The sequence below is a fragment of the Pseudomonas laurentiana genome, assembly GCF_014648275.1.
Taxonomy (GTDB): domain Bacteria; phylum Pseudomonadota; class Gammaproteobacteria; order Pseudomonadales; family Pseudomonadaceae; genus Aquipseudomonas; species Aquipseudomonas laurentiana.
Map to the genome: position 1 here is coordinate 81860 of NZ_BMQU01000016.1, position 26473 is coordinate 108332.

Here is a 26473-nt window from a genome sequence, read left to right on the forward strand (position 1 = left end):
AGAAAGAACCTGCTTAGGCAGTAAGTTTTGCCCATATTACTGCCTAGGCAGCTAGCGTCAAGACATTAATTAGCCTGCTTACTATATGGGCAAAAAAAACGGTGCCTGCAGGCACCGCATGACCGCCATTCAGGAGGTCGAGCAAGCCATCGCGAATGGCTTGCAGGCCATTACTGCCAGCTGGGAACACCGCTATGGAAACGGAATTCGGTGTCCGGTGCAGTGATCAGCTCGGCCTCGGCCGCCCTGACTTTCTCCACCGCCCGATCAACATCGGCTTCTTCACCGTACTGATAGGCCAGCTTCAGGTAGCCCTGAAAATGCCGAGCCTCGCTCTTCAGCAAACCGTGATAGAACTTGCCCAGTTCCTCATCCAGATGCGGCACTACCGCAGCGAAACGCTCGCAACTGCGCGCCTCGATAAAAGCACCGACCACCAGCGTATCGACCAGCTTTACCGGCTCGTGGTTGCGCACCACCGCCCGCAAGCTCGACGCATAACGCCCCGCCGAAACCGGGCGCAGGGCTATTTTGCGTCGCTTCATCAGGCGCAATACCTGCTCATGGTGGACCAACTCTTCACGGGCCAGGCGCGACATCATGTTGATCAGGTCAATATGCGTGTTGTACTTGGCCATCAGGCTCATGGCCGTGCTGGCGGCCTTGAACTCACAATTCTTGTGGTCGATCAGCATCGTCTCCTGATCGGCCAACGCAGCCTCCACCCAGGCATCAGGGGTACGGCAGGCCAGGAACGCATCGATTTCGGGAATAAGGTGCATGGTGCTCACGGACAGGACGACGACAAAGCCGGCAATTATACGCACGCAGGCGGCGATCACCACCGGCTATGCTTGATGTGTATCAACACCCGCTCCATCGGGCGCCGACTATAGTCAGTCATTGGTCGCTATTGAAGAAGGGAGTTCATGCTCATGCAAGCCGTCCGCAGCATTCTGGTGGTACTTGACCCGACGCACGCCCACAGCCGGGCCCTGACCCGGGCAAAACTTATCGCTGGCGCCACGGGTGCCCGCTTGCACCTGCTGATGTGTGACAAGAAGCAAGACCACACTGCCCTGCTCAGCCTGCTGAGCAGCCAGCTTCACGACGATGGCTACAACAGTGTCACCTATGAACAGACCTGGCACGACACCCTGCACGAGTCGATTATCGACGTGCAGCAGGCCGAAGGCTGCGAGCTGGTGATCAAGGAACATCGCCCGGATAACCCGCTGAAAAAAGCCCTGCTAACGCCCACGGACTGGAAACTGTTGCGCCTATGCCCCTGCGCCGTCCTGATGGTCAAGCACGAAAGACCCTGGACCAACGGCGTCATTCTGGCCGCCGTGGATGTTGGCAACCACGATGAGCACCATCGCCTGCTGCACAAGCGCATCGTCGACCACAGCTATGAGATCGCGACGCTGGCCAAAGGCCAACTGCATGTCGTCAGTGCCCACCCCTCGCCCATGCTCTCGGCAGCCGACCCGATCTATCAGCTCAAGGAAACCATCGAGGCCCGCTACCGCGAAGAGTGCAAGGCGTTCCAGGCGGAGTTTGATGTCAGCGACGAACGCCTGCATGTCGCCGAAGGGCCGGCCGATGTGTTGATTCCTCACTACGCGAAAGAGCTCGATGCCGTGCTCACCGTAATTGGTACGGTGGCTCGCAAAGGTATCCCCGGCGCCCTGATCGGCAACACCGCCGAAGTGGTGCTCGATTCACTGGAAAGCGATGTCCTGGTGCTCAAGACCGAAGAAGCGGCCGATCACCTGGCTGAACTGGCCAAAGGCTAACCGCCGTCGGAGCCGGCCTGGCCGGCTCCGACAGGCTGGATCAACCCAGTGCGTCTTTCAAAAAGCCCGGTGCGATGTAGCGCTGATAGTGGGCCTCGGACAGCAGAAAGAATTCGCGGTCAATTGCATCGCGCAGCTGCGGCAGCTCCCAACCGCGAAACTCCGGCAACAGAACCATGCCGTAAGCCTCCACATCGCGGATGACCCGCGCGCCCCTCGCGATCAACTGATACGCCCAGCAATACTCGGACTGCTGAGGCACAAAGCGAATCTGCCGCTGCTCCAGTTGCTGGCGCAAGCGCATGGCATCGAAGACTTCCAGCTTGGCCGTCATCACTTGCACCAACAACTGCTCCAGACGCATCCAGACTGCGCGTTTTTCATCCTCGCCATAGCCGTTCCACTGAATCACTTCATGGTGAAAACGCTTGCAGCCACGACACACCAGGTCACCGTAGACAGTGGAGCAAAGGCCGACGCAGGGCGTCTTGATGGAATGGTTGGGCATGGGGAGTCAACAGCAAAGAGACAGAACAGAGCGCCATGTTAGCCCTTTGTCTAACGGTGGTCACCCCGCAAAGTCATCGTACTCGCCTTACCTTTGTCGACTTTTTACCGTAGAATCATCCGGCCTTTTAAAGGCGCCAATGTCCGTTAGAAGCTGTTTTCAAAGCGTCACGAGCACAGTTCATCCGGTAGAACGGCGTTGGCGCGGGAGATTCGACCATCGAATGCCCGCGTCAGCCCTCATCAGCCTCCGTTCTACAGGCGTAAAACTTTGAAAGCAGCTTCTGTAAGGATTTCCTGTAACCCTGGCTACGCGGCCCAAAAAGCCGTATTGCGCATGGGTACTGGAATTTCTGGATGAGCGTCCCGGACACCCATTTGGGACCACTGATGAGGGTAATAACTGTGCTTGAAGCCTACCGCAAACACATCGAAGAGCGTGCCGCCCAGGGTATCGTGCCCCAGCCGCTTAACGCCGAACAAACCGCAGGCCTGGTCGAGCTGCTGAAGAATCCCCCTGCTGGCGAAGAAGCCGTCCTCGTCGACCTGATCACCAACCGCGTTCCACCAGGAGTGGACGAAGCCGCCTACGTCAAGGCCGGCTTCCTGTCTGCCATCGCCAAGGGCGAAGCCAAATCCCCACTGATCGACAAGAAACGCGCCGTCGAACTGCTGGGCACCATGCAAGGCGGTTACAACATCGCCACCCTGGTTGAACTGCTGGACAACGCCGAACTGGCTGCTGTCGCTGCCGAACAACTCAAGCACACCCTGCTGATGTTCGATGCCTTCCACGATGTGGCTGAAAAAGCCAAGGCCGGCAATGTTCACGCCAAGGCCGTCCTGGAATCCTGGGCCGCCGGTGAGTGGTTCACCAGCAAGCCAGCCATTGCCGAGAAGTACAGCCTGACTGTCTTCAAGGTGCCAGGCGAAACCAACACCGACGACCTGTCCCCTGCCCCGGACGCCTGGTCGCGCCCTGATATCCCGCTGCACGCCCTGGCCATGCTGAAAATGGCCCGTGACGGCATCGTGCCTGAGCAACAAGGCGCAATCGGCCCGCTCAAGCAGATCGAAGCAGTCAAAGCCAAGGGCTTCCCGGTTGCCTACGTCGGCGACGTGGTTGGCACCGGCTCGTCCCGTAAGTCCGCTACCAACTCGGTACTGTGGTTCTTCGGCGACGACATTCCGTACGTTCCGAACAAGCGCGCTGGCGGCTTCTGCTTCGGCTCGAAAATCGCTCCAATCTTCTACAACACCATGGAAGATGCTGGCGCACTGCCAATCGAGTTCGACGTATCGAACCTGAACATGGGCGACGTGATCGACGTGTACCCACACGCCGGTAAAGTCTGCAAGCACGGCACCGAAGAAGTCATCACCACCTTCGAACTGAAGACCCCGGTGCTGCTCGACGAAGTCCGCGCTGGCGGCCGTATCCCACTGATCGTTGGCCGTGGCCTGACTGACAAGGCTCGCACCGAGCTGGGCCTGCCGGTTTCCGACCTGTTCCAGAAACCAGAGCAGCCTGCCGACACTGGCAAAGGCTACACCCTGGCACAGAAAATGGTCGGCAAGGCCTGCGGCGTGACTGGCGTTCGTCCAGGCACCTACTGCGAGCCGAAGATGACCACCGTGGGTTCCCAGGACACCACTGGCCCAATGACCCGTGACGAGCTGAAAGACCTGGCATGCCTGGGCTTCTCCGCTGACCTGGTCATGCAGTCGTTCTGCCACACCGCTGCCTATCCGAAGCCAATCGACGTCACCACCCACCACACCCTGCCGGATTTCATCCGCACCCGTGGCGGCGTGTCCCTGCGTCCAGGCGATGGCATCATCCACAGCTGGCTGAACCGCATGCTGCTGCCTGACACCGTCGGCACCGGTGGCGACTCGCACACCCGCTTCCCAATCGGCATTTCCTTCCCTGCCGGTTCCGGCCTGGTCGCCTTCGCTGCAGCCACTGGCGTCATGCCGCTGGACATGCCAGAGTCGATCCTGGTCCGCTTCAAGGGCAAGCTGCAACCTGGCATCACCCTGCGTGACCTGGTTCATGCCATCCCTTACTACGGCATCAAGAATGGCCTGCTGACTGTCGAGAAGAAAGGCAAGATCAACGCCTTCTCCGGCCGCATCCTGGAAATCGAAGGCCTGGACGAACTGACTGTCGAGCAAGCGTTCGAACTGTCTGACGCCTCGGCTGAGCGTTCCGCTGCAGGTTGCACCATCAAGCTGCCAGAAAAAGCCATTGCCGAGTACCTGAAGTCGAACATCACCCTGCTGCGCTGGATGATCAGCGAAGGCTACGGCGATGCACGTACCATGGAACGTCGCGCCCAAGCGATGGAAGCCTGGCTGGCCAATCCGGTTCTGCTGGAAGCCGACAAGGACGCCGAATACGCCGAGATCATCGAAATCGATCTGGCCGACGTCAAAGAGCCTGTGCTCTGCGCCCCGAACGACCCGGACGACGCCCGTCTGCTCTCGACCGTACAGGGCGAGAAAATCGACGAAGTGTTCATCGGTTCGTGCATGACCAACATCGGTCACTTCCGCGCTGCCGGCAAGCTGCTGGAGAAGGTCAAAGGCTCGATCCCAACTCGCCTGTGGCTGTCGCCGCCAACCAAGATGGACGCTCACCAGCTGACCGAAGAAGGCTACTACGGCATCTACGGCAAGGCTGGCGCGCGCATGGAAATGCCGGGCTGCTCGCTGTGCATGGGTAACCAGGCTCGCGTTGCTGCGAACTCGACCGTTGTGTCGACTTCGACCCGTAACTTCCCGAACCGTCTGGGTGATGGTGCCAACGTGTACCTGGCCTCCGCTGAACTGGCTGCAGTCGCGTCCATCCTGGGCAAACTGCCGACCGTCGAGGAGTACATGGAATACGCGAAGAACATCGACAGCATGGCTGCCGACGTTTACCGCTACCTGAGCTTCGACCAGATCGCTGAGTTCCGTGAAGCCGCTGCGAACGCCAACATCCCGGTCGTTCAAGCCTAAGCTGACTTAGCCATTGCAGGCTGCGTGAAAACGCAGCTTGCCGCAGCTAAAAACAAATGCCCCGACTCGTCGGGGCATTTGCTTTTCTGAGCCAAAGACAGCAGGAAGCCATCGCAGGCAAGCCTGCACCCCACCGGAAACGCGCCAGGCAGCAGCGTTTGAGCTTGGGGCATGTTTCCGACTTAATGCAGCCCCTCCGCTGGCCTATGTTGGCGTCGCGTCAATGACGCGCTTATCTCACGACCAGCACAGGAAGCCTGACATGGCCGACATCAGCGGAAGATCATTTATTGCCACACTGTTGAGCACAACAGGAAAGAACCTGCACCCGATCGGGTACCTGAAAGACGGCTCTGTTGCCGGGGATGGCTGGCTCATACAGAGCAAGAGTTCACAACCCAACGTAGCGTTTCGCTTCGACTTTATCGAACACATCGAAGACCGCATCCATTACACCATCAGCGCAGCGCCCGACGGCCCCTACGGTGGCGCGAAGGTCGGCGTGAGTCGAAATGGGTACTTGGGTTTCTATGACGTGGCCAAGGTTTACGACTTCTGGAAAGTTGAGCTGGAGGGCGACAACGATAACCCCGCCTGTTTCGACTTTGTACTACGCGATCACCGCGGTCATCGCGTGTCCGCGGTGAGCGAGCCAAGAGGCGGTTTCTGGACCTCGTTTACCCCTGCAACGCCATCCGAGCGACTGCTCTTCCTGAATACAGAGGAAGGGGACATTGTTCATTTTCGAGGGCACATTCTTAAATACGTGTAACCCCTCCCGCTGCAGCTTCTGCCGGTAGAAACCGATCAGGCACAGAAGCTTCGGCAATGACGCGAACACTGAAAACAGCATCGCCGACAAGCCTTGCTCCTCTTGGGGAGCACGGCTTGTCGGCGACAGGGAAACCACACCAAGCGTGTTTAGAAGGCGTCACCAGGCACACGCACCCAACCTTCCATCAGCACGCGAGCGCTACGGCTCATGATGGCCTTGGTCACGGTCCACTCACCGTTTTTCTCAACCGCTTCAGCCCCCACGCGCAAAGTGCCTGAAGGGTGACCGAAACGCACAGCACTACGTGCGCCCCCGCCAGCCGCCAGGTTTACCAGGGTGCCTGGAATGGCAGCCGCGGTACCGATGGCGACCGCCGCCGTGCCCATCATGGCATGGTGCAGCTTACCCATGGACAGCGCGCGCACCAGCAGGTCGACGTCTTTCGCCGCAACCGGCTTGCCGCTGGACGCAACGTAGTCGACCGGCGCCGCGACAAACGCAACCTTCGGCGTATGTTGACGCGTGGCCGCTTCGTCCAAGTGCTTGATCAGCCCCATACGCAACGCGCCATAAGCACGAATGGTCTCGAACCTGGCCAATGCCTCAGGGTCGCCGTTGATGGCGTCCTGCAGCTCAGTACCGGTGCAGCCAACTGCTTCGGCCTGAACGAAAATAGTCGGGATACCGGCATTGATCAGGGTTGCCTTGAGCACGCCAACGCCCGGCACCTCAAGGTCGTCCACCAGATTGCCGGTTGGAAACATCGAACCACCGGCGCCCTCTTCTTCGGCGGCCGGGTCGAGGAACTCAAGCTGTACTTCGGCGGCCGGGAAGGTCACGCCATCAAGTTCAAAGTCACCGGTTTCCTGCACTTCACCCTGGGTGATCGGTACATGAGCGATGATGGTCTTGCCGATATTGACCTGCCAGATGCGCACGGTCGCGATGCCGTTCTGCGGCACGCGGCTGGCGTCAACCAGCCCGCTGCTGATAGCAAACGAACCGACAGCAGCAGACAGGTTGCCGCAGTTGCCACTCCAGTCGACAAATGGCTTGTCGATGGAAACCTGGCCGAACAGGTAATCGACATCGTGGTCCGGCTTGATGCTGCGCGAGAGGATGACGGTCTTGCTGGTGCTGGAGGTCGCCCCACCCATGCCATCGATCTGCTTGCCATACGGGTCCGGGCTACCAATCACCCGCAGCAACAGCGCATCACGCTCTGCACCGGGGATCTGGGCGCTCTCGGGTAAATCCTGAAGGCGGAAGAACACGCCTTTGCTGGTGCCGCCACGGATATAGGTGGCGGGAATCTTGATCTGCGGTACGTGAGCCATGGGAATCTTGTCCTGTTGGATACTGCTCGCCCGTCGCGGGGAACGGCATCTGCGCCCCTCACACAATCAGCGGTGTACCTGCAGGGGCAAAGCCTGTTGCCCCTGCAGGCGCCTACATCAATTGGCGCCAGTCGACTCGAGGAAGTCCTGTGCAAAGCGCTGCAATACACCGCCCGCTTCGTAGATCGACACTTCTTCGCCCGTATCGAGACGGCAAGTGACCGGTACTTCGACCCGCTCGCCGTTCTTGCGGTTGATTACCAGCGTCAACGTGGCACGTGGCGTGCGTGAACCCACCACATCGAACGTCTCGGTACCGTCGATGCCCAGGGTCTTGCGGTTGACACCCGGCTTGAACTCCAGCGGCAAGACACCCATGCCCACCAGGTTGGTACGGTGGATGCGCTCGAAGCCCTCGGCAACAATCGCTTCGACACCCGCCAGACGCACGCCCTTGGCCGCCCAGTCGCGGGACGAACCCTGACCATAGTCAGCACCCGCAACAATGATCAGCGGCTGCTTGCGCTCCATGTAGGTCTCGATGGCTTCCCACATGCGAGTGACCTTGCCTTCCGGCTCGATCCGCGCCAGCGAACCCTGTTTGACCTTACCGTTCTCCTGAACCATTTCGTTAAACAGTTTAGGGTTGGCGAAGGTCGCACGCTGGGCAGTCAGGTGGTCACCGCGGTGGGTTGCGTAAGAGTTGAAGTCCTCTTCAGGCAAGCCCATCTTGGCCAGGTATTCACCGGCAGCACTGTCCAGCATGATGGCGTTGGACGGCGACAGGTGGTCGGTGGTGATGTTGTCCGGCAACACTGCCAACGGACGCATGCCCTTGAGGGTACGCTCGCCCGCCAAGGCACCTTCCCAGTAGGGAGGACGACGGATATAGGTACTCATTGGACGCCAGTCATACAGCGGGTCGACTTTCGGACCGGTGTCTTCGTGGATGGCGAACATCGGAATGTAGACCTTGCGGAACTGCTCTGGCTTCACCGACGCCTTGACCACGGCATCGATCTCTTCGTCAGTCGGCCAGAGGTCCTTCAGGCGGATTTCCTTGCCATCGACCACGCCCAGCACATCCTTCTCGATATCGAAACGGATGGTACCGGCAATGGCGTAAGCAACCACCAGCGGTGGCGATGCCAGGAAAGCCTGCTTGGCATACGGGTGAATACGGCCATCGAAGTTACGGTTACCCGACAGCACTGCCGTGGCGTACAGGTCGCGATCGATGATTTCCTGCTGAATTTTCGGGTCCAGCGCACCGGACATGCCGTTACAGGTGGTGCAGGCGAACGCCACGATACCAAAGCCCATCTGCTCCAGCTCGGACGTCAGGCCGGCTTCATCCAGGTACAGGGCTACCGCTTTGGAGCCTGGCGCCAGCGAGGACTTCACCCATGGCTTACGGGTCAGGCCCAGCTTGTTCGCATTACGTGCCAGCAGGCCGGCAGCAATGACGTTGCGCGGGTTGCTGGTGTTGGTGCAACTGGTGATGGCGGCAATAATTACAGCGCCATCGGGCATCTGACCAGGGACTTCTTCCCACTGACCAGCAATGCCTTTGGCAGCCAGATCACTGGTTGCCACGCGAGCATGCGGGTTGGAGGGGCCGGCCATGTTGCGCACGACGCTCGACAGGTCAAAACGCAGCACACGCTCGTACTCGGCCTGCGCCAGGCTGTCGGACCACAGGCCCGCGACCTTCGCATAGGTTTCGACCAGCTTCACTTGCTCGTCTTCACGACCCGTGAGCTTCAGGTAGTCGATGGTTTGCTGGTCAATGGAGAACATCGCCGCCGTGGCGCCGTATTCCGGAGCCATGTTGGAGATCGTTGCGCGGTCACCCAGGGTCAGTGCACGTGCGCCCTCGCCATAGAACTCAAGGTAGGCACCCACGACCTTTTCCTTACGCAGGAATTCGGTCAGCGCCAGCACCACGTCGGTGGCAGTAATGCCCGGCTGTGGCTTGCCCGACAACTCGACACCAATGATATCCGGCAGGCGCATCCAGGATGCGCGACCCAACATCACGTTCTCGGCTTCCAGGCCACCAACGCCAATGGCGATCACGCCCAGGGCGTCGACATGCGGCGTGTGGCTGTCAGTACCAACCAGCGTATCCGGGAAGGCCACACCGTCTGTACCGTGAATCACCGGCGACATCCGCTCCAGGTTGATCTGGTGCATGATGCCATTGCCTGGCGGAATCACATCGACGTTCTTGAACGCCTGCTTGGTCCAGTTGATGAAGTGGAAACGGTCTTCGTTGCGACGGTCCTCGATGGCGCGGTTCTTGGCGAAGGCGTCCGGATCGAAGCCACCACACTCTACGGCCAACGAGTGGTCGACGATCAGTTGTACCGGTACTACCGGGTTGACCTTGGCCGGGTCACCGCCCATGTCGGCGATGGCGTCGCGCAGACCCGCCAGGTCGACCAGTGCGGTCTGGCCGAGAATGTCATGGCACACCACCCGCGCAGGGAACCAGGGGAAGTCGAGGTCGCGCTTGCGCTCGATCAACTGGCTCAGTGAAGCGTTCAGGGTGGCCGGGTCGCAACGGCGAACCAGGTTTTCTGCCAATACGCGGGAGGTGTAGGGCAGTTTGTCGTAGGCGCCGGGCTGAATCGCATCGACAGCCGCACGGGCGTCAAAGTAATCCAGGCGGGTGCCGGGCAGGTTCTTGCGAAATGCTGTGTTCATGGCGCGGGACTCAATCACGGAAAGGTCAGCGGTAGGTAACGCTGAACAGCGCCTGCAGGAGCCGGCCTCGCCGGGCCCTGCAGGCACATCCTGTTCAGCTTCACCCTTCTCAGCGTTGCTCGATTGGCACGAACTTACGCTGTTCAACGCCGGTGTACTCGGCGCTTGGACGAATGATGCGGTTGTTGCCACGCTGCTCGAAGACATGAGCAGCCCAGCCGGTCAGGCGCGAGCACACGAAGATCGGCGTGAACAGCTTGGTCGGAATACCCATGAAGTGGTAAGCCGAGGCATGGTAGAAGTCAGCGTTCGGGAACAGACGCTTCTGCTCCCACATGGTCTTGTCGATGGCTTCGGATACCGGATACAGCACGGTGTCGCCCATTTCATCGGCCAGTTGCTTGGCCCAACCCTTGATCACTTCGTTGCGCGGGTCAGACTCTTTGTAGATCGCATGGCCGAAGCCCATGATCTTGTCTTTGCGCTCCAGCATGGCCAAGGTGCCGCTGATGGCATCCTCAGGCGTGGAGAAACGCTCGATCATTTCCATGGCTGCCTCGTTGGCGCCGCCATGCAGCGGGCCACGCAGCGAACCAATGGCTGCGGTGATGCAGGAATACAGGTCCGAGAGCGTCGAGGCACAGACACGCGCAGTGAACGTCGAGGCGTTGAACTCGTGCTCTGCATAAAGAATCAGCGAAACGTTCATCACCTTGACGTGCAGCTCGCTCGGCTTCTTGTCATGCAGCAGGTGCAGGAAGTGACCACCCAGGGTCTCTTCATCACTGACACAATTGATGCGTACGCCATCGTGGGTGAAGCGGTACCAGTAGCACATGATGGCCGGGAAAACCGCCAGCAGACGATCGGTCTTTTCACGTTGCTGCTCGAACGTCAGCTCAGGCTCCAGGGTGCCCAGTACCGAACAGCCGGTACGCATGACATCCATCGGATGGGCCGCTGCAGGAATACGCTCCAGCACTTCCTTCAACGCCTGCGGCAGGTCGCGCAGGGTCTTCAGCTTGCTCTGATAGGCAGCCAGCTGCGCCTTGGTCGGCAGCTCTCCGTAGAGCAGCAGGTAGGCAACTTCTTCGAACAAAGCGTGCTCGGCAAGCTCGCGCACATCATAGCCGCGGTAGGTCAGGCCGGCACCGGCCTGGCCTACGGTAGACAGTGCGGTTTGCCCGGCGACTTGACCGCGCAGGCCGGCACCGCTGAGTACTTTTGCTTCGGCCATTGCTTTTCTCCAATCTTGAATTTGTTATGGGAAACGGACGCTAATTACGGGTTCAAGCCTTCACTCAGCTCTTTTTCTGAGCGAACAGGGCATCAAGCTTCTGCTCGAACACGTGGTAATCAATGGCGTCGTACAGCTCCATGCGGGTTTGCATGGTGTCGACAACATTCTTCTGGGTACCGTCGCGACGCAGTGCGTTGTAGACGTTTTCAGCGGCCTTGTTCATGGCACGGAACGCCGACAGCGGGTACAGCGCCAGCGAAACATCGGCCGACGCCAGCTCTTCAGTGGTGTACAGCGGCGTCGCGCCGAACTCGGTGATGTTGGCCAGAATCGGCGCTTTCACCCGGGCAGCGAAGGTCCGGTACATCTCCAGCTCAGTGATCGCCTCTGGGAAGATCATGTCCGCACCCGCCTCGATGCAGGCCGCCGCGCGGTCCAGGGCAGATTCCAGGCCTTCTACGGCCAGCGCGTCAGTACGCGCCATGATCACGAAGCTGTCGTCGGTACGGGCATCAACTGCTGCCTTGATGCGGTCAACCATCTCCTGCTGCGAGACGATTTCTTTGTTCGGGCGGTGACCGCAGCGCTTGGCACCCACCTGGTCCTCGATGTGAATCGCGGCAGCACCGAACTTGATCATCGACTTGACGGTACGCGCCACGTTGAATGCCGAGGAGCCAAAGCCGGTGTCGACATCCACCAGCAGCGGCAGGTCGCACACATCGGTAATACGGCGCACGTCGGTCAGCACGTCATCCAGACCGGTAATGCCCAGGTCAGGCAAACCGAGAGAGCCGGCCGCAACACCGCCACCGGACAGGTAGATCGCCTTGAAACCGGCACGCTTGGCCAAGAGGGCATGGTTGGCGTTGATCGCCCCTACCACTTGCAGAGGGTGCTCGGTAGCGACCGCGTCGCGAAAGCGCTGGCCGGGACTGCTTTTCTGACTCATGACTCACCTCGTGGGCTGTTAGCGTCCAGGTAATGACGCTCGATATTGCGTTTGGAGGCGCCGATATGACGGCGCATCAGGAGCTCGGCCAATTCACCGTCACGGTCGGCGATGGCATCGAGAATGCGGTGGTGCTCGGCAAACGCCTGGCGTGGCCGATTGGGCGTTGCGGAAAACTGGATGCGGTACATGCGCACCAACTGATACAGCTCGCCGCAGAGCATCTGCACCAAGGTGCGGTTGCCACTGCCTTGAATGATTCGGTAATGGAAGTCGAAATCGCCCTCTTGCTGGTAGTAACCCAGCCCGGCCTGGAAGGTGGCGTCGCGCTCATGGGTATCAAGCACCCGGCGCAGCTCGTCGATCTCGGCTACGCTCATGCGTTCGGCGGCCAGGCGACAGGCCATGCCTTCGAGGGATTCGCGGATTTCGTACAACTCGATCAACTCGGCATGGCTGAGGGAAACCACCCGTGCGCCGACATGAGGAACCCGCACCAGCAGGCGCTGGCCCTCCAGGCGGTGAATCGCCTCACGCAAAGGCCCACGGCTAATACCGTAGGTACGCGCCAGCTCCGGCTCGGAAATCTTGCTGCCCGGCGCGATTTCGCCCTTGACGATGGCAGCCTGAATACGCCTGAAAACGTTCTCGGAAAGGGTTTCCGAATCATCCTGCGTAACGCCGGGTGCTTGGGTTGCGTCCAGCATATTGTTGACACCTTCAAAATCGATGGAGCCAAAACTAGCCAAATAAGCAGCAACAGTCAAAGACAAAATAAATATTGTCGACAATCGTCTAATAACGAACGCAAAGGCCATCCCCATGGTCTGATGCCAGCCGCTGGCACATGCACACCAGCGTGATAGAATGCCGCCGCTCCTTTGGGGCATGGATAGTGTGTCTGTCATCTTTTTATGGCAGATGAACGAGGAAGGTTGCGCAGTACTGCCAGTCGCCTTGACCCGAACATCGCACAGCACCGCGCCAGGATTTATGAGACTCACGCCCCTTCTACTGTTGCTCAGCCTTTGTTTTCTGCCGGCCCTGAGCCAAGCCAATGACAAGACCGTCTACGGCCTTAATGAATATGCCCGCCTTGCCGATATCGACCTTGAAGTTGCCGCCAAGCTCGACACTGGCGCCAAGACGGCCTCGCTCAGCGCCCGAGACATCAAGCGCTTCAAGCGCAATGGCGAATCCTGGGTGCGCTTCTACCTGGCCATCGATGCGGCTCATTCGCACCCGATAGAACGCCCACTGGCCCGCGTCAGCAAAATCAAGCGACGGGCTGGCGACTACAACGCGGATGAAGGCAAGGCATACACCGCCCGCCCCGTCATCGCCCTGAACATCTGCATGGGGAACACCTTGCGCAGCATCGAAGTGAACCTCACCGACCGTAGCGCGTTCCAATACCCGCTGCTGATCGGTTCCGAAGCGCTCAAACACTTCGACGCCCTGGTTGACCCAAGCCTTAAATACGCTGCCGGCAAACCCGCCTGCGCCACCGCCGCTCATACCGCAGAGTAAAACCGATGCGCTCTCTTACCCTTCACCTCAAAGTCCTGATCACCGTTCTGGTGTTGCTGGGCGTATTGGTTACGGCCTACCAGATATTCTTCCTCGGCATTCCCGTGACCGAAGACGAGACGGACGACCTGTGGAACATCGACGCCAAGGTCGAGTTCGTCGCCAGCGCGAAAGACCCGGTCAAGGTCCAGATGTTCGTGCCACCGCTGAGCAGTGACTATGTCAGCCTCAACGAGAGCTTCATCTCCAACAACTATGGTGTCAGCGTCAACCGTGTCGACGGCAACCGCAAGGTGACCTGGTCGGCCCGTCGCGCCAGCGGCAACCAGACCCTCTACTACCGCCTGGTCCTGACCAAGCGCTACAGCGCCGAGAAACCCAAGGCCAAAGGCCCCACGTTCCGTGACAGCCTGCCGGTCGAAGGCCCGGAAAAAATCGCTGCCGAAGCGTTGATGGCCCCAATTCGCCAGCATTCGGCAGATGTCGAGACGTTTGTCAGCGAAACCATCAAGCGCGTCAACAACGTCAACGACGACAACGTCAAACTGCTGCTGGCCGGTGATACCTCAAGCCTGCGCAAGGCCAAGATCATCGACCTGCTGCTGTCGATTGCGCACGTGCCGATCGAGAAGGTCCATACCATCCGCCTGCTGGCCGACCAGCCACAAACCCCTGAACTGTGGCTGCGCAGCTTCAACGGTACCGAATGGCTGTACTTCAACCCGGACACCGGCGAACAAGGCCTGCCGAGCGATCGCCTGCTGTGGTGGACCGGCGATGACAACCTGATCACCGTCGATGGCGGCAAGAAAGCCAACGTCAGCTTCAGCCTGAACAACAGCGAGATGAACGCCATCCGCCTGGCCAAGCTGACCGACGAGAACACCGACGCCGACTTCCTTGAGTACTCGCTCTACGGCCTGCCGCTGCAGACCCAGCAGACGTTCATGATCATGGTCATGATTCCGATCGGCGTCCTGGTGATCCTGATCCTGCGCAACCTGATCGGCCTGCAGACCCTCGGCACCTTTACCCCGGTACTGATCGCCCTGGCCTTCCGCGAAACCCAGCTGGGCTTCGGCATTATCCTGTTCACCATCATTACCGCACTGGGCCTGTCACTGCGCTCGTACCTTGAGCACCTGAAGCTGCAGATGTTGCCGCGCCTGTCGGTGGTGTTGACCTTCGTCGTGGTATTGATTGCCGCCATCAGCCTGTTCAGCCACAAGCTCGGCCTGGAGCGCGGCCTGTCGGTCGCACTCTTCCCGATGGTGATCCTGACCATGACCATCGAGCGCCTGTCGATTACCTGGGAAGAGCGTGGCGGCGGCCATGCGATGAAAGTAGCCGTCGGCACCCTGTTCGCTGCCTCGGTCGCGCACCTGCTGATGAGCGTGCCGGAGCTGGTGTACTTCGTCTTCACCTTCCCGGCGGTACTGCTGATTCTGGTGGGCTTCATGCTGGCAATGGGCCGTTATCGCGGCTACCGCCTGACGGAGCTGGTCCGCTTCAAAGCCTTTGTGAAGGACGCCTGATGTTCGGTCTCTGGAAAACCTGGAAAGCCCTAGAGGCCCGGGGCATCATGGGTATCAACCGGCGCAATGCGGACTACGTCCTCAAATACAACAAGCGCCACCTGTACCCGATCGTCGACGACAAGATCATCACCAAGGAGCGTGCGATCAAGGCCGGCATCCATGTGCCGGAAATGTACGGGATCATCTCCACCGAGAAAGAGATCGAAAAACTCGACGAGATCATCGGCGGGCGCAGCGATTTCGTCATCAAGCCAGCCCAAGGGGCTGGCGGTGATGGCATTCTGGTGATCGCCGACCGCTTCGAGAACCGCTACCGGACCGTCTCGGGCAAGATCATCAGCCACGAGGAGATCGAGCACCAGATCTCCAGCATTCTGACCGGCCTGTATTCCCTCGGCGGGCACCGCGACCGGGCACTGATCGAGTACCGGGTCACCCCCGACCAGATCTTCAAGAGCATCAGCTACGAAGGTGTGCCGGACATCCGCATCATCGTCCTGATGGGCTACCCGGTCATGGCCATGCTGCGCCTGCCGACGCGCCAGTCCGGCGGCAAGGCCAACCTGCACCAAGGGGCCATCGGGGTCGGGGTCGACCTCGCCACCGGGCTCACCCTGCGCGGCACATGGCTGAACAACATCATCAGCAAGCACCCGGACACCACCAACGCGGTGGACGGCGTGCAACTGCCCAACTGGGACGGTTTCATGAAACTGGCAGCCGGTTGCTATGAACTGTGCGGCCTGGGCTACATCGGTGTCGACATGGTGCTGGACCAGGACAAGGGCCCACTGATCCTCGAGCTCAACGCCCGCCCCGGCCTGAACATTCAGATCGCCAACGATTGCGGCCTGACCCAGCGCACCCACGCCATCGAGGCACACCTGGAAGCACTGGCGAAAAACGGCGTGAAAGAAACCGTGGAGGAGCGGGTTCGCTTCGCCCAGGAGCTGTTCGGTCACGTGCCGAACGCCTGATGCACCGCCCTGAGGGCACACAAACGTACCCTCAGGGCGACACCTGGCACCTCAATCACGCACCCACCTCTAGGAGCAACGCCTGCAGAGGACTACAATTCGCTCCCCGTCCTGACAGCTCTTGATGCGAATGCCCACCTGCACCGTTCATCCCCTGCCTTACCAGGCCGACCCTGCCGATTACTTTGCCCGTGTCCGCAAGGCACCCGGCGCCATTCTGCTCGACAGCGCCCGCCCGAACGCCAGCCGTGGGCGCTATGACCTGCTGAGCGCCTGGCCAGTAGCGCAGCTGTCGCCCCTTGATGGCGAAACGGGCATTGCCTATCTCCAGCGCCTGCGCGACAGCCTGAAGCAACTCGGTACCGCGAGCCTGCCCGAAGACCTGCAACTACCCTTCGCAGGCGGCCTCATGGGTTACCTCAGCTATGACTTCGGGCGGCGCCTTGAAACGCTGCCAACACTGGCAGTCGATGACTTGGGCCTACCGGATGCCGGCCTGGGCCTGTATGCCTGGGCACTGATCAGCGACCATCAGCGCGGCACCAGTCAGCTGGTGTTCCACCCAAGCCTGGCGCCTGCCGAAGCACAACGCCTGCTGCACCTGTTTCACGCACCAACCGCTGACGACGAGGCCTGCTTCACGCTCAAGGCACCGATGCGCGGCGACCTTGCCCCAGAGCAGTACCATCAGGCTTTCGAGCGCGTGCAGCACTACATCCATGCCGGCGACTGCTACCAGATCAATCTCACCCAGCGTTTTCGAGCGCCATGCCAAGGCGACCCCTGGCATGCCTATCGCGCCCTGCGCCGCGCCTGCCCTACGCCGTTCTCCGGGTTCCAGGCGCTGGCAGACGGCAGCGCGTTGCTGAGCTTTTCCCCCGAGCGCTTCATTCAGGTACACGCCGGCCAGGTGGAAACCCGCCCAATCAAGGGTACCCGCCCGCGCAGCCAGGACGCCGTGGAGGACGCCGCAAATGCCGCCCAATTGCTGGCCAGCAGCAAAGACCGCTCAGAAAACCTGATGATCGTCGACCTGCTGCGCAATGACCTGGGCCGCAGCTGTGAGATCGGTACGGTTAAAGTGCCGGAATTGTTCAGCCTGGAAAGCTACCCCAACGTTCACCACATGGTCAGTGTCGTCACGGGGCAACTCGCAGCCGATAAGGACGCGCTGGACCTGATCGCCGGCAGCTTCCCCGGCGGCTCGATCACCGGCGCCCCGAAAATCCGCGCCATGCAGATCATCGATGAGCTGGAGCCCAGCCGACGGGCACTGTACTGCGGCTCATTGATTTACATCGATGTGCGCGGCGAGATGGACAGCTCCATTGCAATTCGCAGCCTGCTGATCAAGGACGGCCAAGCCTGCTGCTGGGGTGGTGGCGCCGTGGTTGCCGATTCGGATTGGCAAGCCGAGTATCAAGAGTCGATTACCAAGGTAAAGGTCCTGCTGGATACCTTGGGACAACTCTGACACGCCCCCCTCCTCCCAACGACGCCCCTGCCAGCACCCCGATCGCTGGCGGGGCTGGCCAGCGCCTTGAACAGCAGCGGGACAGGAGCGCGGCGCACCCGCCATACCGGCCATTCAATGCGAACCGTCTAGCCCGACATTTTTTGTTAAGATCAGCCTAAACGAGCGCCCAGCGCCATTCACAGACCGGAAGCCGCCTGATGAGCCAACCCTTCGACGTCGCCGCCCTGGCCGCGACCTACGCCAGCAAGTCCCCGCAAGACATCCTCAAACTTGCCTTTGAACACTTCGGTGACGACCTGTGGATCTCCTTCAGCGGCGCCGAGGATGTGGTGCTGGTGGACATGGCCTGGAAGCTGAACAAACAGGTCAAGGTGTTCAGCCTCGACACCGGCCGCCTGCACCCTGAGACCTACCGTTTCATTGATCAGGTCCGCGAGCACTACTCGCTGCCCATCGAGATCCTCTCGCCCGACCACAGCAAGCTCGAACCCTTCGTCAAGGAAAAGGGCCTGTTCAGTTTCTACAAGGACGGCCACGGCGAATGCTGCGGCATCCGCAAAATCGAGCCACTGCGCCGCAAATTGGCCACGGTAAGCGCTTGGGCCACCGGCCAGCGCCGGGATCAAAGCCCAGGAACCCGCAGCCAGGTAGCCGCCCTGGAAGTTGACGGTGCTTTTTCCACGGCAGAACACACCCTGTACAAGTTCAACCCGTTGGCACAGATGACCAGCGAGGAAGTCTGGGGTTACATCCGCATGCTGGAGCTGCCCTACAACAGTCTGCATGAGCGCGGCTTTATCAGCATCGGCTGCGAGCCCTGCACCCGTCCGGTACTGCCGAACCAGCATGAACGTGAAGGCCGCTGGTGGTGGGAGGAATCAACCCAGAAAGAATGCGGCCTGCATGCAGGCAACCTGATCAGCAAAGGCTGATCAACAGGCATGAAAAAAACCGGCGCAAGCCGGTTTTTTTCATGCCGCTGAACGCGATCAGTGGACCGGCAGTTCAACACCCTCAAAGAGCTCTTCCAGCTCTTGCTTGTTATGGCACTGAATGGCCTTGGCCATTACTTCACGCGTCAGGTGCGGGGCAAACTTCTCGATGAAGTCGCACATGAATCCACGCAGGAACGTGCCGCGACGGAAACCGATCTTGGTCACGCTGGACTCGAACAGTTCGCTGGCATCGAGCACCACCAGGTCACTGTCGAGCTTTGGATCAACCGCCATCTTGGCGACAATACCCACGCCCAGGCCAAGGCGAACATAGGTCTTGATCACGTCAGCATCGGCAGCAGTAAAGACCACTTTAGGCGTCAGGCCACGATGACTGAAGGCTTCGTCGAGCTTGGAGCGACCGGTAAAACCAAAGACGTACGTCACGATCGGGTACTCCGCCAGCACCTCCAACGTAAGCTTGGGCAGCTTGGTCAGCGGGTGCCCCTGTGGCACGACTACACAACGGTTCCAGCGATAGCACGGCATCATCACCAGGTCGCCAAACAACTCCAGAGCCTCGGTGGCAATGGCGAAATCGACAGTACCATCAGCCGCCATCTCGGCAATCTGCATCGGCGACCCTTGGTGCATATGCAGTGCGACTTCCGGGTATTGCTTGATGAAGTTACTGATGACCGGCGGCAATGCGTAACGCGCCTGGGTGTGCGTCGTGGCAATCGAAAGGGTGCCCTTTTTCTCGTTGGAGAATTCCTGGGCGATTTGCTTGATGCTCTCGACCTTGCGCAGAATTTCCCCAGCTGTGGTGATAATCCGCTCACCCGCCGGCGTAACGCGCGTCAAATGCTTGCCGCTGCGAGCGAAGACCTCAACACCCAACTCATCTTCCAACAGGCGGATCTGCTTGCTGATACCTGGCTGGGAGGTGTACAGGCTCTGCGCTGTCGCGGAGACGTTGAGGTCGTGGTGCGCCACTTCCCAGATGTAGCGCAATTGTTGAAGCTTCATAGGTATCCCTCAAATCAGCTGGGCGTCACCAGCAACAGCGACGGTTTATAACTATATTAGTGGTTTGAAGAATAAATCTAGAACTATTTCACCAGTTTTCCTACCACACCGCACCCGCCCCACTTCAACCCTTGCGGCGCCCCAGATGCTGGGCCAATGGCACCATGTACACCGGCACTGGCGAAAGCTGCAGCACACGCGCCGCAGTCCGCCCCAGCGGTGTCGCCACACCGGCTCCGCAAGAGTGGCTTCCGACAACCAGCAAATCGACACTCAGCCGCTGAACCTGCTCCAGGATGACCTCCGCAGGATCGCCCTGACGCACCCGCACGGCACGGATCAGGGCCAGGTCCTCGTGCCCGCCCAACTCATCACGAAACGTTTCAAGCACGCGCTGTTCGATATTGGCCATGACCGTATTGACCCCCTGACTGTGCAGTTCATCCAGGGTTTGTTCGTCAAGGTAGCTCTGCAGCAGTGATTCGGCGAACTGCCCCATCGGCTCAACCGCGTGAATCACGTACAACTCAGCGTTGAACGTTCGCGCCAACGCCAGCGCATGTTGCAAGACATAAGGCGCGTACACACCGAGGTCTGTGGCATACAGCATCGAATGAATCATTTGCCCTCCTCGACTGCCGAAACGGCAGCGCACGCTTCAGCTTAGCAGCGCCAAAATGATGCGCAGCCCCCGTCCGCCAAGCGCTGCCGGGCTCAACCGGGCGTAGGCTCGTTGCTGACGCCATGAGGCACATGACCTGTAGCGACCACGCCTCGGGCTCGCTCGCAATGCCCGGCCTGATCGTCGAAAAACACGTCAGCGGCGAATGCTTCAAGGAACGCCGACTTGTCCAGACCACCAAGAAACAACGACTCATCCAGGCGAATGTCCCAGTCACGCAGGGTTCGGATCACCCGTTCATGAGCCGGCGCAGAACGTGCGGTGACCAAGGCTGTGCGAATCGGGCAGGCACCTTGCGGAAACTCTTTCTGCAACACGTGCAGCGCTGCCAGAAACGGCTTGAACGGGCCACCGCCCAATGGCTGGCGAGCAGCCTGACGTTCGTTGGCCTGAAAGGCCTCAAGCCCTCCTTGCTGATAGACACGCTCGGACTCATCGGAAAACAGCACCGCATCGCCATCAAATGCAATGCGCAGCTCATCGCTGGCCGCTCGCCGTGCGCCACCAGACAGGATCGTCGCCGCGGCAAACCCGGCTTCCAGCGCCCGACGCACGTCCTCGGCATCAGTGGACAGGAACAGATGGCACCCAAATGCCGACAGATACGGATAGGGGCTGCGCCCTCCGACAAAGGCAGCGCGCGAAATCCCCAGACCATGATGCTCAATGGCACTGAATACGCGTAGACCGGTATCGGCACTGTTGCGCGACACCAGCACCACCTCCACCCGCTGCTGACCGAGGCTTTCATTTAAGCCTAGCAGTTTCTGCACCAGCAGAAACGCATCGCCGGGTTCCAACAGCTCGTCCTCGTGATCGATCTGGTACTGCCGGTAGGCTTCCACACCTTGCGCCAGAAACACCTGATGACTCTCGCTCAAGTCAAACAACGCCCGCGAGGAAATCGCCACCACCAGCTTATCGACCAACCCCTTGCTCATACTGCACCCCTGTGGCTATCAACGGTTATGCCGATCAATGAAGGCCAGCGACTGATACAGCGCTTCGATTCGCGGCAACCGGCAATCAGCCTGACGCGCCTGAGCCAAGGGCTCCTCATAAATGGCAGCCAATTCCAACGGCCGCCCCTGAGCATAGTCGTGGTACATGCTCGGCCAGTAATCCGGCATTTTTTCAGTGATGGCGAACAGATCCTCAGCGTACCCCACCGGCAGGACATGACCACAGGCCCGTGCACCCTCCACCACTTCACACATCAGCGCCTGAATCAGCGCCCGACTGGACGCATCAGCCATCAATGGCGTGGTGCTGGCCTTGAGTAGCACCGAAAGACCATTGTAAGGCACATTCCAGACCAGCTTCTGCCAGCGAGCCTGAGCCAGGTTGAGCATCGCTTGGGACTCGATACCCGCGGCACGAAACAACGCCACCGCAGACTCCACTATCGCCTGACGCGCCAATGCGTCCTGCGCCGGACCACTGTGATAGCCCAGATTTACCGCACCCAGCGCCTGATGCCGGACCACGCCTGGAGCCGTGCGATTGACGCAGACAAAACACAGGCCACCGAGCAGGTGCAGGTTACCGGGCAAGCGTGGTCGCAATGCCTCTTCGACACCCAACCCGTTCTGCAGCAGCACGACCTTGCCACCCGCTGCACACGTCCGGCTGATCAGGGGTGCCAAGGCTGGGTTACTGGTGGTTTTGGCGCCGACCAACAGCCAGTCGCAGGGCGGCATTTGAGCCGCATCGGTATACGCCTGCACCGGCTGCAGATGCAGTGCTCCATGCACATCGCTGTCGATATGCAGCCCCTGCTCACTGACCGCCGCGAATTCACTGCGCAACAGGAAGTGCACATCGAATCCGGCGCGCGCCAGCATCACACCATAGAAACCACCAATGGCGCCGGTCCCGATAATACCGATGCGTTGTTGCGCCCGCTCCATCCCCGCCCCTCGACTGGTTACTTTTTGATCAGTTTTCATACGCAAATCAACCGCTTCACTTTCCTTAACTATACTCAGCCGAACAAGGTCAAATAATCGACACGGAGTCGATATGCGTGGATTCTTGCCTCACCCCGATGACGTCCCGGTCGAGTTGACCTTGCGCTCGTCACCCAGCCTGTTCCGCCAGCGACTGCACACTATCAGCCTGGGCGGCATAGCCTGCAACCACCCACGGGCCTACCGTCGCGGCATGGCCGTAGAAATGATCATCCCCTCCCTCGGCGAAAATGCCCGCTACCCCGGTTACGTCGCCTGGTGCCAAAAGCAGGCACAGGGTTACCGGGTTGGCATTGCCTTCGTTGACGAGCAAGCACTGTTCGGCGCACGAATGAGTGAGCAGGTCTGCCAGATCCAGCATTACTGCCAACAACATGCCGGTGATGAAGCCCAGGATATCGACCTGCAAGCACTGGCTCAGGAATGGATCGCCCAGCATGCCAACGAGTTTTCAGAAGCCAGCCTGGAGGCAAATCGGGTACTGCAACCGCACCTGCTGCCACTTTAGTCGCGTTCGACTGACCTTTATGCGGTTTCCCACACAGGAAAGCGGGCCTTGCCCATTGTCGAGCTACGGTGTAACGCGCTAAGGTTCGGCTCCCCCGCTGCGTTAAATCATGCTGCTCCGCCGCACGGGGATCGCTGGCGGCCGGCATCCGTGACCTGACGAGTAACACGATGGCTGATTTACCGATCGATGACCTTAACGTTGCCTCCAACGAGACCTTGATCACCCCCGATCAGCTCAAGAAGGAAATACCTCTCAGTGCCACCGCGCTGAAAACCGTGACTGCGGGCCGCGAAGTGGTGCGCAATATCCTCGACGGCAAGGACCACCGCCTGTTCGTGGTCGTCGGCCCTTGCTCGATTCACGACATCAAGGCCGCCCACGAATACGCCGAACGCCTGAAAGTGCTGGCCGCAGAGGTGTCCGACACCCTGTACCTGGTCATGCGCGTGTATTTTGAAAAGCCGCGCACCACCGTAGGCTGGAAGGGCCTGATCAACGACCCTTACCTGGATGACTCGTTCAAAATCCAGGACGGCCTGCACATCGGTCGCCAACTGCTGCTGGACCTGGCGGAAATGGGCCTGCCGACCGCGACCGAAGCGCTCGACCCGATTTCCCCGCAATACCTGCAGGACCTGATCAGTTGGTCGGCCATTGGCGCACGCACCACTGAATCGCAAACCCACCGTGAAATGGCCTCTGGCCTGTCCTCGGCCGTTGGCTTCAAGAACGGTACCGACGGTGGCCTGACTGTAGCGATCAACGCATTGCAATCGGTCTCCAGCCCGCACCGCTTCCTGGGTATCAACCAGGAAGGTGGCGTCTCCATCGTCACCACCAAAGGCAATGCCTACGGTCACGTGGTGCTGCGCGGCGGTAATGGCAAGCCGAACTACGACTCGGTCAGCGTGGCGCTCTGCGAACAGGCCCTGAACAAGGCCAAGATCAAGCCGAACATCATGGTCGACTGCAGCCACGCCAACTCCAACAAGGACCCGGCCCTGCAACCACTGGTCATGGAGAACGTGGCCAACCAGATCCTCGAGGGCAATCAGTCGATCATTGGCCTGATGGTCGAAAGCCACCTGAACTGGGGCTGCCAGGCGATTCCGAAAGACCTTTCCGAGTTGCAGTACGGCGTCTCGATCACCGATGCCTGCATCGACTGGGACACCACAGCGAGCACGTTGCGCAGCATGCACGCCAAACTCAAGGATGTCCTGCCCAAGCGTCAACGGGGCTGACAGCACACACAAAAACGCCGGGCAGATGCCCGGCGTTTTTGTTTACAGCGGTCGTCGGCAGTGACGACGCACTGCCGACAGGTATTCAGGCTTTCGACGACTGCCGTTGATGCCGCTCCATATAGCGCTCTACATAGGAGCAGGACGGAATCACCGTGTAGCCCATGGTATCGGCGTACTCAAGCGCCTTCTCGGTAAGAGCCGCTGCAATACCTCGGCCACGCAATGCGTTGGGCACGAATGTACGGTAGATATCCAGGGTCTGCTTCCCCAGATCCATGTAGGTCAAGTACGCACGATGACCGTCCACATTGGTCTCGAATTGATGACCAGCCTGGTCATGGTGGATGGACAACGCCTCGCTCATCACTACTCCTCGCGGGTCTTGTATTTGACCCCTACCTTACCGATGTTTGTCCGGCGAAGGAACCTCTACGCCACCCCGTGCCCCAGTTGGACAAGGAGAAGAGCCTGGTCGTTCTCTGGCAGCTGAGCACGTCACAAATAGTAGGCGCCCTGGGTGCAGATGCTCAAGGCGCTTGATCGTAAAAATCGCACACTAGCAGCAAGCCAGCCTCGTACACGTCAATGGCACTGACAGTTACCGGATGTTCTAGTGCTGTGACGAAGGATGACCGTTAAAGTCACCTTTAGTTCAACAAAAAACAACACCTTAAGTAGAGACGGCAACCCGAAGAGCCTGCCGCTGAATGCTTTTCATACAGCGACTGTGTCGGTTTCGACAGAACCGTAATTTTTTTCCAGTTCTTGCGCTGTGTCAGTTTACTTACTACAAGTAATGGGTAGTATGTACGCCGGCCAGTTTCTCTTTGTTGAGAGATGGCTCTTTAATAGAAAGTCCTTGAAGGGGAACACGATGAACAACGTTCTGAAATTCTCTGCTCTGGCTCTGGCCGCAGTTCTGGCTACCGGTTGCAGCAGCGTATCCAAAGAAACCGAAGCTCGTCTGACTGCTACCGAAGACGCAGCAGCTCGTGCACAAGCTCGTGCTGATGAAGCCTATCGTAAAGCTGACGACGCTCTGGCTGCAGCTCAAAAAGCTCAACAGACTGCTGATGAAGCTAACGAGCGCGCTCTGCGCATGCTGGAAAAAGCCAGCCGCAAATAATAATCTTTCGGGATTGTTATGAAGCCGACCCACGTGTGGGTCGGCTTTTTTATTGCCTGGACTAAAGTTGAACCGCAATAAAAAAGGCCTGCACAATGGCAGGCCTCGCAGCACCTTGGCGTATTACTGGATCTCGAGCGGCACGCTGGAGACCATCGGTGCGGACGCTGCGCCAGGCACAGCGATCTCCACTGGCATGCCGTCTTCGGCAGCGACAACATCACGCACCATATCCCAGTTCATACGCAGGTTGTTGGCCAGATCCTGACGCTTGAGCAAGGCATTGATAACCGCCGTGTGCTTGTCGACCACCGATGGATTGCCCTTGTCGTCCAGTGGCGTGTGAGCCTCAAGATAAACCTTGCCGGCACTCATGCCGAACTTGTACGGCTCATTGATGATCCGTACCGGGGTACCAACCGGCACCATCTTCGACAGGGCCATCACGTTGTTGTTGAGCATGCGGAAACAACCGTGACTGGTGCGCATGCCAATCCCGAACTTCTTGTTGGAACCATGAATCAGATAACCCGGAACACCCAGGGTGAACTTGAACGGCCCCAGCGGGTTGTCCGGACCGGCCGGGACAACACTTGGCAATGGATCACCGTCGGCCGCGTGCTCGGCACGAATCGAAGCCGGTGGCGTCCAGGTCGGGTTTGGCGTCTTGGCGGTGATCTTGGTCTGGGCAACAGGTGAGCCCCAACCTTCACGACCAATCCCCAGCGGGAAGGTATGCACCACGTTCTGCCCTTTCGGGTAGTAGTACATGCGGTATTCCGCCAGGTTGATCACGATACCCTCACGTGGGCCTGGCGGCAGAACGTAGCGGGTCGGCAACACGATCTCGGTGCCCACGCCCGGCAACCAGGGGTCGACACCCGGGTTGGCGGCGACCATTTCCAGGTAACCCAGGTCGTTGGCCGTGCCGATGTCGGCGAAGGTGTCTTCGTACTTGGCCTTGATAACCTGAACCTGGCCAACGACGTCTTCCCCGGGCGGCGGCAGAGGCAGCTCCAGGGCAGTGGCGGAACCTGTCGCCAACACGGCGGCAATGGACAGGCAACGGGTGACGGCGGGAAAGCGCGACAACATCCGGAAAATCCTTCGCTAATTCAATAGAGTC

24 protein-coding genes are annotated in these 26473 nt (G+C 59.5%); 11 read left to right on the plus strand and 13 right to left on the minus strand.

The window, feature by feature from the left end; genetic code table 11:
- Window positions 1-170 precede the first annotated feature (170 nt).
- Entirely contained in the window at window positions 171-782 is a 612-nt protein-coding gene (locus IE038_RS17075) for a MiaE family protein (RefSeq protein WP_189396001.1), read from the minus strand.
- Between the two features lie 153 nt (window positions 783-935).
- On the opposite strand from IE038_RS17075, the gene IE038_RS17080 reads away from it, so the two are divergent.
- Window positions 936-1799 carry a universal stress protein gene (locus tag IE038_RS17080; protein ID WP_163934747.1) on the plus strand — a complete coding sequence of 288 codons (864 nt, stop codon included), beginning with the start codon at window positions 936-938 and terminating at the stop codon, window positions 1797-1799.
- Between the two features lie 40 nt (window positions 1800-1839).
- Here the strand turns inward: IE038_RS17080 and IE038_RS17085 are convergent, their stop codons facing one another.
- Window positions 1840-2307: a DUF1289 domain-containing protein gene (locus IE038_RS17085; RefSeq protein ID WP_163934744.1), complete on the minus strand. Its 468-nt coding sequence runs from the start codon at window positions 2305-2307 to the stop codon at window positions 1840-1842.
- Between the two features lie 404 nt (window positions 2308-2711).
- Here IE038_RS17085 and acnB point away from each other — a divergent pair, with 404 nt between their 5' ends.
- Window positions 2712-5312, plus strand: coding sequence for a bifunctional aconitate hydratase 2/2-methylisocitrate dehydratase (gene acnB, locus IE038_RS17090; RefSeq protein WP_163934802.1), 2601 nt, complete (start codon window positions 2712-2714; stop codon window positions 5310-5312).
- 262 nt (window positions 5313-5574) lie between these two features.
- The gene (locus IE038_RS17095) at window positions 5575-6084 is read left to right on the plus strand and encodes a hypothetical protein (RefSeq protein WP_189395981.1); all 510 of its coding nucleotides are present in this window, start codon (window positions 5575-5577) and stop codon (window positions 6082-6084) included.
- Window positions 6085-6233: 149 nt separating this feature from the next.
- Here IE038_RS17095 and prpF read toward each other — a convergent pair whose 3' ends face one another.
- The 5 genes from prpF to IE038_RS17120 form a co-directional block, all read right to left on the minus strand.
- On the minus strand, window positions 6234-7424 hold the full coding sequence (gene prpF / locus IE038_RS17100; protein WP_163934738.1) for a 2-methylaconitate cis-trans isomerase PrpF: 1191 nt from the start codon (window positions 7422-7424) through the stop codon (window positions 6234-6236).
- 117 nt (window positions 7425-7541) lie between these two features.
- Window positions 7542-10133, minus strand: a complete 2592-nt coding sequence (acnD, locus tag IE038_RS17105) for a Fe/S-dependent 2-methylisocitrate dehydratase AcnD (protein WP_189395982.1) — start codon at window positions 10131-10133, stop codon at window positions 7542-7544.
- Between the two features lie 109 nt (window positions 10134-10242).
- Complete coding sequence (gene prpC, locus IE038_RS17110) at window positions 10243-11370, minus strand: bifunctional 2-methylcitrate synthase/citrate synthase (protein ID WP_163934735.1); 1128 nt, start codon at window positions 11368-11370, stop codon at window positions 10243-10245.
- A 64-nt stretch (window positions 11371-11434) separates the two neighbouring features.
- Entirely contained in the window at window positions 11435-12325 is an 891-nt protein-coding gene (gene prpB / locus IE038_RS17115; protein ID WP_065759489.1) for a methylisocitrate lyase, read from the minus strand.
- Window positions 12322-13032 (minus strand): GntR family transcriptional regulator, encoded by a 711-nt coding sequence (locus tag IE038_RS17120; protein WP_163934732.1) that lies wholly within the window; start codon window positions 13030-13032, stop codon window positions 12322-12324. The genes prpB and IE038_RS17120 overlap by 4 nt, the downstream gene beginning before the upstream one ends.
- 286 nt (window positions 13033-13318) lie before the next feature.
- On the opposite strand from IE038_RS17120, the gene rloA reads away from it, so the two are divergent.
- The 5 genes from rloA (at window position 13319) to IE038_RS17145 (ending at window position 18779) form a co-directional block, all read left to right on the plus strand.
- Window positions 13319-13855, plus strand: coding sequence for a retropepsin-like aspartic peptidase RloA (gene rloA / locus IE038_RS17125; protein ID WP_163934729.1), 537 nt, complete (start codon window positions 13319-13321; stop codon window positions 13853-13855).
- A gap of 5 nt (window positions 13856-13860) precedes the next feature.
- Window positions 13861-15390: an osmotic stress tolerance membrane protein RloB gene (gene rloB, locus IE038_RS17130; RefSeq protein ID WP_163934726.1), complete on the plus strand. Its 1530-nt coding sequence runs from the start codon at window positions 13861-13863 to the stop codon at window positions 15388-15390.
- Window positions 15390-16370: an alpha-L-glutamate ligase-like protein gene (locus tag IE038_RS17135; protein WP_189395983.1), complete on the plus strand. Its 981-nt coding sequence runs from the start codon at window positions 15390-15392 to the stop codon at window positions 16368-16370. The genes rloB and IE038_RS17135 overlap by 1 nt, the downstream gene beginning before the upstream one ends.
- A 130-nt stretch (window positions 16371-16500) precedes the next feature.
- A complete protein-coding gene (gene pabB, locus IE038_RS17140) occupies window positions 16501-17844 on the plus strand; it encodes an aminodeoxychorismate synthase component I (RefSeq protein ID WP_163934799.1) in 1344 nt (447 codons plus the stop codon).
- 200 nt (window positions 17845-18044) lie between these two features.
- Window positions 18045-18779: a phosphoadenylyl-sulfate reductase gene (locus IE038_RS17145; protein WP_163934723.1), complete on the plus strand. Its 735-nt coding sequence runs from the start codon at window positions 18045-18047 to the stop codon at window positions 18777-18779.
- A gap of 57 nt (window positions 18780-18836) precedes the next feature.
- Here IE038_RS17145 and cysB read toward each other — a convergent pair whose 3' ends face one another.
- From cysB to IE038_RS17165, 4 genes are all read right to left on the minus strand, one after another.
- Window positions 18837-19811 carry an HTH-type transcriptional regulator CysB gene (gene cysB / locus IE038_RS17150; protein ID WP_065759496.1) on the minus strand — a complete coding sequence of 325 codons (975 nt, stop codon included), beginning with the start codon at window positions 19809-19811 and terminating at the stop codon, window positions 18837-18839.
- Between the two features lie 124 nt (window positions 19812-19935).
- Window positions 19936-20433, minus strand: coding sequence for a universal stress protein (locus IE038_RS17155; protein WP_189395984.1), 498 nt, complete (start codon window positions 20431-20433; stop codon window positions 19936-19938).
- Between the two features lie 92 nt (window positions 20434-20525).
- Complete coding sequence (locus tag IE038_RS17160) at window positions 20526-21434, minus strand: 5'-nucleotidase (RefSeq protein ID WP_189395985.1); 909 nt, start codon at window positions 21432-21434, stop codon at window positions 20526-20528.
- An 18-nt stretch (window positions 21435-21452) separates the two neighbouring features.
- Window positions 21453-22442: a putative 2-dehydropantoate 2-reductase gene (locus IE038_RS17165; RefSeq protein ID WP_229775685.1), complete on the minus strand. Its 990-nt coding sequence runs from the start codon at window positions 22440-22442 to the stop codon at window positions 21453-21455.
- Window positions 22443-22515: 73 nt separating this feature from the next.
- Between IE038_RS17165 and IE038_RS17170 the strand changes: the two genes are divergently transcribed.
- Together IE038_RS17170 and IE038_RS17175 are read left to right on the plus strand one after the other, a co-directional pair.
- The gene (locus tag IE038_RS17170; protein WP_189395986.1) at window positions 22516-22971 is read left to right on the plus strand and encodes a PilZ domain-containing protein; all 456 of its coding nucleotides are present in this window, start codon (window positions 22516-22518) and stop codon (window positions 22969-22971) included.
- Between the two features lie 170 nt (window positions 22972-23141).
- Window positions 23142-24218 carry a 3-deoxy-7-phosphoheptulonate synthase gene (locus IE038_RS17175; RefSeq protein WP_189395987.1) on the plus strand — a complete coding sequence of 359 codons (1077 nt, stop codon included), beginning with the start codon at window positions 23142-23144 and terminating at the stop codon, window positions 24216-24218.
- Between the two features lie 85 nt (window positions 24219-24303).
- On the opposite strand, the gene IE038_RS17180 is transcribed toward IE038_RS17175, so the two are convergent.
- On the minus strand, window positions 24304-24585 hold the full coding sequence (locus tag IE038_RS17180) for a GNAT family N-acetyltransferase (RefSeq protein ID WP_065762041.1): 282 nt from the start codon (window positions 24583-24585) through the stop codon (window positions 24304-24306).
- A 510-nt stretch (window positions 24586-25095) separates the two neighbouring features.
- Between IE038_RS17180 and oprI the strand changes: the two genes are divergently transcribed.
- Window positions 25096-25347 (plus strand): outer membrane lipoprotei OprI, encoded by a 252-nt coding sequence (oprI, locus tag IE038_RS17185; RefSeq protein ID WP_037058464.1) that lies wholly within the window; start codon window positions 25096-25098, stop codon window positions 25345-25347.
- A gap of 123 nt (window positions 25348-25470) precedes the next feature.
- Here the strand turns inward: oprI and IE038_RS17190 are convergent, their stop codons facing one another.
- Window positions 25471-26442, minus strand: a complete 972-nt coding sequence (locus IE038_RS17190) for a L,D-transpeptidase family protein (protein WP_163931622.1) — start codon at window positions 26440-26442, stop codon at window positions 25471-25473.
- Window positions 26443-26473: the final 31 nt, after the last annotated feature.

Excerpts from the sequence above, each read along its gene's own strand:
- IE038_RS17145 (WP_163934723.1), top strand. The coding sequence starts at position 18,045 with ATGAGCCAACCCTTCGACGTCGCCGCCCTGGCCGCGACCTACGCCAGC.
- IE038_RS17155 (WP_189395984.1), bottom strand. The coding sequence starts at position 20,433 with ATGATTCATTCGATGCTGTATGCCACAGACCTCGGTGTGTACGCGCCT.
- oprI (WP_037058464.1), top strand. The coding sequence starts at position 25,096 with ATGAACAACGTTCTGAAATTCTCTGCTCTGGCTCTGGCCGCAGTTCTG.
- IE038_RS17190 (WP_163931622.1), bottom strand. The coding sequence starts at position 26,442 with ATGTTGTCGCGCTTTCCCGCCGTCACCCGTTGCCTGTCCATTGCCGCC.
- IE038_RS17075 (WP_189396001.1), bottom strand. The coding sequence starts at position 782 with ATGCACCTTATTCCCGAAATCGATGCGTTCCTGGCCTGCCGTACCCCT.
- IE038_RS17175 (WP_189395987.1), top strand. The coding sequence starts at position 23,142 with ATGGCTGATTTACCGATCGATGACCTTAACGTTGCCTCCAACGAGACC.
- IE038_RS17085 (WP_163934744.1), bottom strand. The coding sequence starts at position 2,307 with ATGCCCAACCATTCCATCAAGACGCCCTGCGTCGGCCTTTGCTCCACT.
- IE038_RS17080 (WP_163934747.1), top strand. The coding sequence starts at position 936 with ATGCAAGCCGTCCGCAGCATTCTGGTGGTACTTGACCCGACGCACGCC.
- prpF (WP_163934738.1), bottom strand. The coding sequence starts at position 7,424 with ATGGCTCACGTACCGCAGATCAAGATTCCCGCCACCTATATCCGTGGC.
- prpC (WP_163934735.1), bottom strand. The coding sequence starts at position 11,370 with ATGGCCGAAGCAAAAGTACTCAGCGGTGCCGGCCTGCGCGGTCAAGTC.
- pabB (WP_163934799.1), top strand. The coding sequence starts at position 16,501 with ATGCCCACCTGCACCGTTCATCCCCTGCCTTACCAGGCCGACCCTGCC.
- prpB (WP_065759489.1), bottom strand. The coding sequence starts at position 12,325 with ATGAGTCAGAAAAGCAGTCCCGGCCAGCGCTTTCGCGACGCGGTCGCT.
- IE038_RS17120 (WP_163934732.1), bottom strand. The coding sequence starts at position 13,032 with ATGCTGGACGCAACCCAAGCACCCGGCGTTACGCAGGATGATTCGGAA.
- IE038_RS17170 (WP_189395986.1), top strand. The coding sequence starts at position 22,516 with ATGCGTGGATTCTTGCCTCACCCCGATGACGTCCCGGTCGAGTTGACC.
- cysB (WP_065759496.1), bottom strand. The coding sequence starts at position 19,811 with ATGAAGCTTCAACAATTGCGCTACATCTGGGAAGTGGCGCACCACGAC.
- IE038_RS17160 (WP_189395985.1), bottom strand. The coding sequence starts at position 21,434 with ATGAGCAAGGGGTTGGTCGATAAGCTGGTGGTGGCGATTTCCTCGCGG.
- IE038_RS17180 (WP_065762041.1), bottom strand. The coding sequence starts at position 24,585 with ATGAGCGAGGCGTTGTCCATCCACCATGACCAGGCTGGTCATCAATTC.
- rloA (WP_163934729.1), top strand. The coding sequence starts at position 13,319 with ATGAGACTCACGCCCCTTCTACTGTTGCTCAGCCTTTGTTTTCTGCCG.
- IE038_RS17135 (WP_189395983.1), top strand. The coding sequence starts at position 15,390 with ATGTTCGGTCTCTGGAAAACCTGGAAAGCCCTAGAGGCCCGGGGCATC.
- IE038_RS17095 (WP_189395981.1), top strand. The coding sequence starts at position 5,575 with ATGGCCGACATCAGCGGAAGATCATTTATTGCCACACTGTTGAGCACA.
- rloB (WP_163934726.1), top strand. The coding sequence starts at position 13,861 with ATGCGCTCTCTTACCCTTCACCTCAAAGTCCTGATCACCGTTCTGGTG.
- IE038_RS17165 (WP_229775685.1), bottom strand. The coding sequence starts at position 22,442 with ATGAAAACTGATCAAAAAGTAACCAGTCGAGGGGCGGGGATGGAGCGG.
- acnD (WP_189395982.1), bottom strand. The coding sequence starts at position 10,133 with ATGAACACAGCATTTCGCAAGAACCTGCCCGGCACCCGCCTGGATTAC.